Origin of the sequence: Acinetobacter sp. AS5 (assembly GCF_048957595.1) — a bacterium.
GTDB lineage: Bacteria > Pseudomonadota > Gammaproteobacteria > Pseudomonadales > Moraxellaceae > Acinetobacter.
The window spans coordinates 1-8,727 of sequence record NZ_JARDAL010000074.1 but is presented as its reverse complement, the minus strand read 5'-3'; the positions used below and the strand labels follow the sequence as shown (position 1 = coordinate 8,727).

Annotated in this window: 6 protein-coding genes and 4 pseudogenes; 2 read left to right on the top strand and 8 right to left on the bottom strand. The window is 36.0% G+C overall.

All coding sequences use genetic code 11. From position 1 onward, the window contains the following. The first annotated feature begins 302 nt into the window (after nt 1–302). Nucleotides 303–971: an epoxyqueuosine reductase QueH gene (locus PV763_RS16300; RefSeq protein ID WP_004647714.1), complete on the top strand. Its 669-nt coding sequence runs from the start codon at nt 303–305 to the stop codon at nt 969–971. On the opposite strand, the gene PV763_RS16295 is transcribed toward PV763_RS16300, so the two are convergent. From PV763_RS16295 to PV763_RS16280, 4 genes and pseudogenes are all read right to left on the bottom strand, one after another. Further along, the gene (locus tag PV763_RS16295) at nt 968–2,359 is read right to left on the bottom strand and encodes a methylenetetrahydrofolate reductase C-terminal domain-containing protein (RefSeq protein WP_005093822.1); all 1,392 of its coding nucleotides are present in this window, start codon (nt 2,357–2,359) and stop codon (nt 968–970) included. The genes PV763_RS16300 and PV763_RS16295 overlap by 4 nt on opposite strands. Nucleotides 2,360–2,547: 188 nt before the next feature. Then, nucleotides 2,548–2,649 (bottom strand): annotated as a pseudogene (locus PV763_RS16290) (putative oxygenase MesX); the annotation flags it as partial. Between the two features lie 24 nt (nt 2,650–2,673). Next, a pseudogene (locus tag PV763_RS16285) lies at nt 2,674–2,790 on the bottom strand (transposase); the annotation flags it as partial. Nucleotides 2,791–2,840: 50 nt separating this feature from the next. Continuing rightward, a complete protein-coding gene (locus PV763_RS16280; RefSeq protein ID WP_420938219.1) occupies nt 2,841–4,046 on the bottom strand; it encodes a tyrosine-type recombinase/integrase in 1,206 nt (401 codons plus the stop codon). A 299-nt stretch (nt 4,047–4,345) separates the two neighbouring features. Between PV763_RS16280 and PV763_RS16275 the strand changes: the two genes are divergently transcribed. After that, the gene (locus PV763_RS16275) at nt 4,346–4,777 is read left to right on the top strand and encodes a PPC domain-containing protein (RefSeq protein WP_420938218.1); all 432 of its coding nucleotides are present in this window, start codon (nt 4,346–4,348) and stop codon (nt 4,775–4,777) included. Nucleotides 4,778–4,895: 118 nt separating this feature from the next. Here the strand turns inward: PV763_RS16275 and PV763_RS16270 are convergent. The 4 genes and pseudogenes from PV763_RS16270 to PV763_RS16255 all read right to left on the bottom strand — a co-directional run bounded on the left by PV763_RS16270 (nt 4,896) and on the right by PV763_RS16255 (nt 8,517). Continuing rightward, nucleotides 4,896–5,816: pseudogene (locus tag PV763_RS16270) on the bottom strand (integrase core domain-containing protein). A 202-nt stretch (nt 5,817–6,018) separates the two neighbouring features. Then, nucleotides 6,019–6,369 (bottom strand): hypothetical protein, encoded by a 351-nt coding sequence (locus PV763_RS16265; protein WP_071321248.1) that lies wholly within the window; start codon nt 6,367–6,369, stop codon nt 6,019–6,021. Between the two features lie 150 nt (nt 6,370–6,519). Then, nucleotides 6,520–6,645: pseudogene (locus PV763_RS16260) on the bottom strand (IS3 family transposase); the annotation flags it as partial. 753 nt (nt 6,646–7,398) lie between these two features. Continuing rightward, entirely contained in the window at nt 7,399–8,517 is a 1,119-nt protein-coding gene (locus PV763_RS16255) for a Fic family protein (protein ID WP_126064968.1), read from the bottom strand. Nucleotides 8,518–8,727 lie beyond the last annotated feature (210 nt).

Genomic DNA, 8,727 nt, shown 5'->3' with positions numbered 1-8,727 from the left:
AGAAGTAAATTTGGTTTGGCGATTAAATTTTACTTTCTCGCTATTTTTTTGAACAGAAAATGTCAACAGACCCTAATAATTTCTTCACTTAATTTTAAAGCTTCATTCAATGACTCTTGATTAACTTGCAATGTTCTGATTCCAAAGCATTATTGTAGTTATTCTCTTATATACTTTAGTTCTTATTAAATTTCAATTAGTGAATTTCTTTCATCTTAACCTTAGAAAATATCAGTATATCAAATCCTTACTATCTAATTAAATCGTTAAAATATAGGGTTTAGATTTAAACCCATATAACTATGTCAAACAAACTTGAACGTCAGAAATTGACTCTCCCAGCAGGTCACGACAAGCTTCTGCTTCACTCCTGCTGTGCACCATGCTCGGGTGAAGTGATGGAAACCCTAATTGAATCAGGCATCGACTTTTCGATCTTTTTTTATAATCCCAATATTCACCCTGTCAAGGAATATGAAATCCGTAAGGAAGAAAATATTCGCTTTGCAGAAAAACATAATATTCCTTTTATTGACTGTGATTACGATACAGACAATTGGTTTGCACGTGCCAAAGGCATGGAAAATGAGCCAGAGAAAGGTATTCGCTGTACCATGTGTTTTGATATGCGCTTTGAACGCACTGCCCTTTATGCAGCTGAAAATGGCTTCAGCCTAATTAGTAGCTCATTGGGTATCTCTCGTTGGAAAGATATGAAGCAGATCAATGATTGTGGGCATCGTTCTGCTTCACATTATGAAGGTATCACCTATTGGGACTACAACTGGCGTAAAAATGGTGGTGCTGTTCGTATGCTTGAAATCAGCAAGAAGGAAGAATTCTACCAACAAGAATATTGTGGCTGTGTATACTCCTTACGTGATACCAACCGTTGGCGTATGAGCCAAGGTCGTGATCGCATCAAATTGGGCGTGAAATTTTATTCGAATGCCATGGATGATGAAAGCTAAGCTTCAGTCGCCAGATACCAATTTTTCCAGGAACTGGTTCCACGGACTTCAATGGGTACAGTTGGAATCAGTTTTTCTTTTAGAACGTCAGTCTGTCCCACGGCTTTGGCAAGTCGGGCTTTCACAGAATGAATGCATTCACGATCTCCAAACTCACAGCGATCCAATGTCGTACCACCACAAGGACCATTCGCCAATCCTTTGGGACAAGTTTCAGGGCAAATATATAAAGTATCTCCTAACCTACATTGACCACAACTTTCACAACCCACGATCCCTTGCTTAGAGATAAATTCAGTTTTTAACAATGCTTTTGCTGCAGGAGTATTTTCCCAGAGTGAGGCTTTAAAAATAAAATGCCCCACACCTTTGGCAATTTTGGACTCAAATAGAGCCTTGTGCATGAAATGCACTTGCTGATATTTAATAAGCTGGCTAGAGGATGGTTGGCGGGAATAATAAGCTAATTCTGGCACGAGTTCCTTTTTAGTCTCCACTTGCCACAGTGCATTCCAGAGTGCTTCGAGTTCCTGTAAACCATAATGTCGATATTGTTCAATATATTTTTCTAAAAGCTTTTGCTCTTCAGGCTTATGGCATGCTGAAAGATGCACACCTGCAAAACCCAAATACTTACACATCAATATTTGTATAGCACAACGTTTATAAGCATTCTCAGTTCGTCCATCCTGTTTTTCCTGAGCCAACACTCGTAACATGTGTGGTGTAATCACAATTCCTGCGACCTTATGTTTCACCATAAAATTGGCACGTGCCAAACTAAGTGGCATAACACAAGCAAGTATATTTTGTGGGTATCGATGACGATTTAAAAAAGCCTTGGCTTGTTTTAAAGCCTCCATATCGTAACCCAACTGGGTAACGATAAAGTCTGCTCCTGCTTTAATCTTTTTGTGAAGTTTTAAATATTGTGCATCACGTTCAGCTTCAGCATATTTAAAGGGATTAAAAGCTACACCAATATGAAATCCACCATAACACTTTGCGGCCATGACCGCATTTACAGACTCTAAATATCGGGTGCGATTCGTTCCATCTTGACCATTTGTATGCCCTTTTAACTTATCACCTGTGAGAAGCAGTAAATTTTTTTGTCCCGAAGCTTGAGTTAATTTTAAGAAGGTCTCAAAATCAGTAATATCCCGACCTTTCCCTGAATAATGGATGATTTTTTCCACTGATGAAGGAAATGTCTTCGCACATTCAAGTGGTGGCAAATCACTATCGGCATGCACTCGATCTGCCAAAGTGATCGCACATGGAAATTCGGCTAAAGACATTGGTACGGCAATGCCCTTAGCAGAACTTAAATATTCCAACAAAATACAAAACTGATTGTGCTTAAAATGAGAAGCAAGCTGTGACATAAAATAAAGTTCAAATAAAAATGATTAAAGCAGGTCGCTATTATATTCGACCTAACAGAATCAGCCCGATTAATCTTAAACAGGCTGATATAGAAAATTTTAGTCAACAATTATGCAATGAATCTATTCACTACATTCAATCAGGCAACTTTCTCATTAGATTCTCGCTCTAATGTGAAATGAAATGCCTATTTTTCAAGAATATTTTGATACGACTTAATGAAGTTCTCTTCTATCCATTTACCTTGCTTAAGATTCAATTGAACACGTTCAACACCGTCATAAACTTTACGAGTTAAGAGAAATCATTATTGTGAACAGACTATTTCTCTAAGGTGATTCATCACAACATGTAATTTATAGCCATAGAACCGGCCCATTGAGCTTTTACCACGAGATGCAATTTTAGATAATGATTTATGGCGGTGAATAGGTTTGTGCAACAAAGCCTATTCTAATTAAAACTTGGATTTCATAACCATTAATTTACAGTACAACTATCAATAAAATCGCCCCACCATTGCATCATTTCCATACGCTGATTAAAATATTCTGCATGATTATAACTTGCACGGGTTTTATTTTTATCAGTATGAGATAGCTGTGCTTCAATCCAATTTGATTGAAATAAACCGGATTCATTTAATATGGTACTAAATGTCGATCGTAACCCATGAGAAGTTAATTCATTTTTAGTATATCCCATTTTTCTGATAATCAAGTTCAGGGTATTAAAATGAATAGGTTTATTATTATTTCGGGGGCTAGAAAACACATATTTCTCGCCATGAGACCAAACGAGTGCTGATTTCACAACTTCAAGTGCTTGATCAGATAGTGGAACAAAAAAATCAGGGATATCATGACCTAAAATAACCTTTCTTCTATATTGTTTAATATGTAAGGCTGGTATTTTCCATATTTTTTTATCTAGATCGAAGTGATGTGGTTCACAAAGCAATAATTCTCCACCACGGACGCCTGTATATAATTTAAATAACAGGGCTTTTTTAATAATAGGATCTGTATTAATCTGATTTAATTTAGCTAAGAAATTAGATAGTTCATCTGAATTCAAATGAGGATAGTTTTTCTTAATCTTATTGTTGACTAATATTTTATGAAGTCCATGTGCAATATTATATTCACAATACCCCATCGCTACCGCATAATCATAAATCTGATTTAAATAACTATAGGCTTTCTTTACAGGTTCTTTTACATTTCTAGATTCTATATTTTTAATAATCTTAACTAGATCATATCTTTTAATTTCAATAAATGGCATTAGTGCAATATTTGGATAAACATCCTGATCTAAACATTTTTTTGCGAGCTGAATTACACCGCATCGTGGTTCATCTTCAAAGGAATTTTTAATTTTAAATTCTAACCACTCTTCACAAATATCCTGAAAAGTTTTGATGTATTTTTTATGCAGTGGTTTATTTTCATAATTATTAAATTTATATTCATCCCGGACTGATCTGGCCTCTTTCAAGGACATTACAGGATATTCACCCAACTTCATGCGAGGACGTTTATTTGTCCCTGCAAGTGAATAGCGGTAACTCCAAGATTTACGTCCGTTTGGTTCTACCTTCAAACTTAAGCCGTCATCATCTGCCAGAAAATAGATTTTTTCCTTTGGTTTAGCTTGACGTACCTTAATTTCAGTAAGACTCATGAATTTTTAACCTAACCACAAATGGCACTGCTCAATTCAATTATAGCAAATTTAAGCGATATTCATATGATGCGTATCATACGCATCACATATTTCTATAAGTAATTGTTAAATAAAATTTATATTTAGATTGGCTAGTCCTTAGTAACCAATTAATTAACCATTAATTTTGCAAGTCTTAAATTGGCATTTGAAGTGTAACCCCATGTTATGACTATTCACATTTCTGCTCTATGATTCATGGTTACTTATTAGTTATATTATTATGTCAGGAGCGATACAAGAATTAGGGTAACCTTATGGAAATAGCGAATACGAAATTACTAGCTGGCGCTTTGATAGCCCTAACTTTAACTATAGTTAGCCCTGTCGTACTTGCAAATGATAACAATGATATACGAAAGACTATTGTAGTTAAGTTTGCTAAAAAAGCTTACTCTGCAAATTATTACGGAAGGATAGATGGATACAAGTATGATTCCTACAAATTTTATGCTAAAAAAGGGCAAAAGTTAAAAGTGAAGTTGACTGGAGGAAATGTTGAAGCTTACTTATGGGGTAATCAATTAAAAGACTCCATCAATCTTGGAGAATATTCTCCAGAGCTTGATGATAATGGTATTTATATTTTACCTGCTTCAGGTGAGTATGAAATTAGAGTATTACAACCTAGATCACAGGCAAAAAAAGATAAAAAACCTCAATACTGGATGAGTATTGACATTAAATAAAGACTTTCTAGATTTTTTTAAGCTTTTATACCAGGGTTCAAAAACTATTGCCAGTTAAACGGGGCGTGATTTTTATTCATATGTTTTTATATTAGTAAAAATGATATAGATACGTAATTCATAGAGATCGTTTCAATTTAGCAATCTCTAAATACATCTTGTAATTGGCATGTTGAATCCGTTCATTTGAGGGGTCGTATTGCTTCTGGACTTCATCTAAGAAAGGAGTTTCTTCACATAATTCAAAGTACCTTTCCATCGGTATTTTATCTTTCAAAGCTGAATGTGGTCTCATCCAGTTATAGTAATGCTGCCATTCTGCCAGTTTACTCTGAATTTCCTCTGAATCGATATCTACAGTAGCGTAGAACTCAGATTTATCAGTCTTTTGTGAGCGCTCTACCTTGCCATTCAGATGAGGTGAACCCGGTTTATTTGGCCTGAATTTGATTCCATACTGCATCATTTTTTCTGTACTTTTTCAGCAAAGAATTCTCGTCCACGATCGGTCTGTATTCGCTGTATGGGAAAAGGCATTTCTTCAATTACACAGTTAAAAGGTCGAGTGTATCGCAGCTGTTCGGCGTTTATATATCCTTAAAACGCGATATCGTGTGCAGTCATCGATAGATGTGTACTGATATAGTCCAGGGACCCAGTTTACAGGTATCCATTTGAATTCTATCGCCTGGTAATGGACATTCATAACAAATGTAATCTACTTTACGACGGAATTTTTTAATCGGTTTGACTTAATGGGTGGATAGTACTTTATGGATAGTCGCCAAGGACAACGAGACTCCGTGCAGCGCATTTTCAATATTAAAGCTTCTAGCTCAGCATTGATTTTAGTATTTGGCGATTTTAAGGGACATTTACTATGACTACTTAATCCATCAATACCTTGTTCAGAATATCGTTTCCACCACTTGCGTAAAGTTGGTCTAGAAATGCCACATCTCCGACAAACCAGGCCAGTATTATTGGTCTCTTCAAATAATTTAACCCATACGAGTCTTTGTTGAATTTCTCTGTTCATAGACACCCATTATATTGAAGTGATGTCTATGAATCACACAGATTATCATAAGGCTTTTGAAACTGTCGCACCTCATGTTTGAATTCACCCATTAACAGAGTGCGAATTAGTCATTGATCATGTTTGACCACATTTCAAGGAATAGTGTCTAACTTTCGGTATGCAGATTATGGTGTGGGGTTCTCTTAAAGTTTAAACCTCATTATTTTACTTCAGTAATGCTGATTGGCTGGTCTTTTACAAATTCAACAACCCCTTCACCACGTTTAAAGTGAATTGAAACTCCATTATTATTAGCTAAACGAATACCACTACCAGCAACTGTTTGCTTTAAACGATATACCACGCCTGAGTTATCAGTCATTAAAGCAGTTTCAAAGTTATCCGATGATTTCAGAAAAATTAATAAACCATTCGGACCAGAAAATTTAAGGACCTGCGTATCAGCTGAAGTATTGCTTGTAGCCTTATCTTGTAAAGTTTCAGTCTTTAGACTCGAAGTACACCCAGTCATTGCTAAAACTAACAAGGTTAAACTTAAAAAATATTTCATTTAACTACCTTTTTCATCTGTAAATCATAAGTGTATTTATACTAATTGTTATAATTTAACAATAAGACAAATATTACTTTTTTTTACATAAAAAAGCCATAAATCGCATTTTGAACAGTACCGGATTTATCAGAGATTTTTTTATTTAAATTAGGCCACCTGACCTAACGGGTTAATCTTATCATAGTACATTGCCTCAAACTCAAAAGGCGATACATATCCCAGTGCACTGTGTACATACTTTTTATTGAACCAATCTACCCAATTTAATGTCGCTTGAGAAGCAATGCTTCTCATCTCAGGAAAGTTGGTCTCCGACAAACCCGGTACGGTTCACTTTGATAGGAGGCCTTTGTTCATCAGGCAGACACTCAATTAGAATCATTAGAACTTTAGGCTCGAAGCATCTTTTTGATGTCGCTTTGAGAGTTAGGCTAGGCATGGATCACCTAAGTTATAATATTTTATATAAGTGCCACTGTATCAGATATTTAAATAAAGAAAGAATGGTTCTTTCTATCAAAAAAAGAATTGGATTATAAATATATGATCGTATTTTATTCTCCATTTAACATAATGGTGGTTATACGAAGTACACTTGTATATTAATATTTAAATCAATCACTTAAAATTTTAGTCATAACCAAGAAAAGGTAAAAAAACGCCTTTTGTAATAAGTTGGTGAGTTTTTAGGCGAATCTGTAACATTTTGCCAAGAAAATTGATTAATAAGTGATCAATTTCGCAATCAGTGCCTATTTCATGCGGTTCCAGGTTGCGAAACTATCCCCAATTGCTGTGGATAAAATTTAGGCTATTTTGTACGCCCTGGCGCACATGAAACTCGGCCCTTTGCGGCTATCCGGAATACTATAATTTTCCTATGATGAACTCATCGGGAACAGGAAGTTCCATACAAGAATAACAAGAGATAAGCACAAGGACTGTAAGGTACGACAGGAGTTATACCGAGCGAACCAATACGAAAAACCCCGGCAGGATGCCGGGGTTTTTTATTGCTTAGAATATCTATAACTGGGTATTGATCTGATAGCGTGTATTACGTCCACCACCTTCTAATTTAACGATACATTCTTTCTCAAGTAAGTCTGATAAGTGGCGAGTAGCCGTTGCCTTACTGACTTTAGCAACCTTTTGATATTGCGAAGCACTAATACCATGTTCAAAGCCATTTTCGCCACCGTCTAATAAACGATTTAGAACTTTACGTTGTTCTTCACCCAGGGCTAAATTTGAATATTTATGCCAAAATTGACTTTTAAACAATGTTCGACTGATCTGCGCTAAGGTTTTTTCAAGGCTTTCATTCAATGTGTCTAGAAACCAAATCAGCCAATCTGTGATATCAGAATCATTTTTTTGAGTTTGTTCTAATATCTCATAGTAACTTTTACGTTTATTTAATATCGCAGTAGACATTGCATACAAACGGATACTTTGCTCATCCATTTGAGCTAGAGCAAGGTCTGTAAGTGTACGTGTAATACGGCCATTACCATCATCAAAAGGATGTAGGGTAACAAACCATAAATGGGTAATGCCTGCACGTAACAGAGGATCAAGCAATGAATCATTCAGACTCTGATTAAACCACGCTATGAAGGTATGTAAGCGTTCTTCTAAGCCTTCTCTTGGCGGTGCTTCAAAATGTACTTTAGGGTAATCCAATCGACCTGAAACGACCTGCATAGGCTCTGATCCCCTCAGTTGACCAATGCGTAAACGTTGCATTGTCCAGTCGGGGTCATTGAAAAGCCAACGATGCCATTGCATGAGGCGCTCAACAGTCAGTGGTTGCTTAACATCGTTCAGCGCATCCAGCATGATATTGGCTAAACCTTCTGATCGATCTGAGCTTGGATAAGGCTGTTCAAGAGTGACACCCAAGCGTTGGGCTAAAGATGATCGCAATGAAAAAACATTGAGGGTTTCATTTTCAATTGCTGATGAAGCAACGAGATTGGCAAGTAGAGTATCTAGAGTGAATTGTTCTTTCGCTAAATCATGCTGACTTTGTCCAAGAAGAATTCCTATTTTTTGATGTATCTGTCTGGTTTTAGGTAAGATAGTTGAATCTTGCCATGTGAAATTTGTCCAGTTTTCTGCTTGCCAAATCCATTTCTGCATTTTCAATCTCTCTCATCTAAAATCTAAGATGAGTTAAATATAGCACAAATTCGACTCATATTGTGAGCCGAATATGTACTGTTAATTAGCTCATTATTTATCGAGAACATTTCTACTTGGGGCTTACATTTTGTGTTATTCACCAATTAAAATGTCTATGCGATAAACCATTTAAAATGTCCTGTTTTTAACCACAAGAGTCAAGCACAG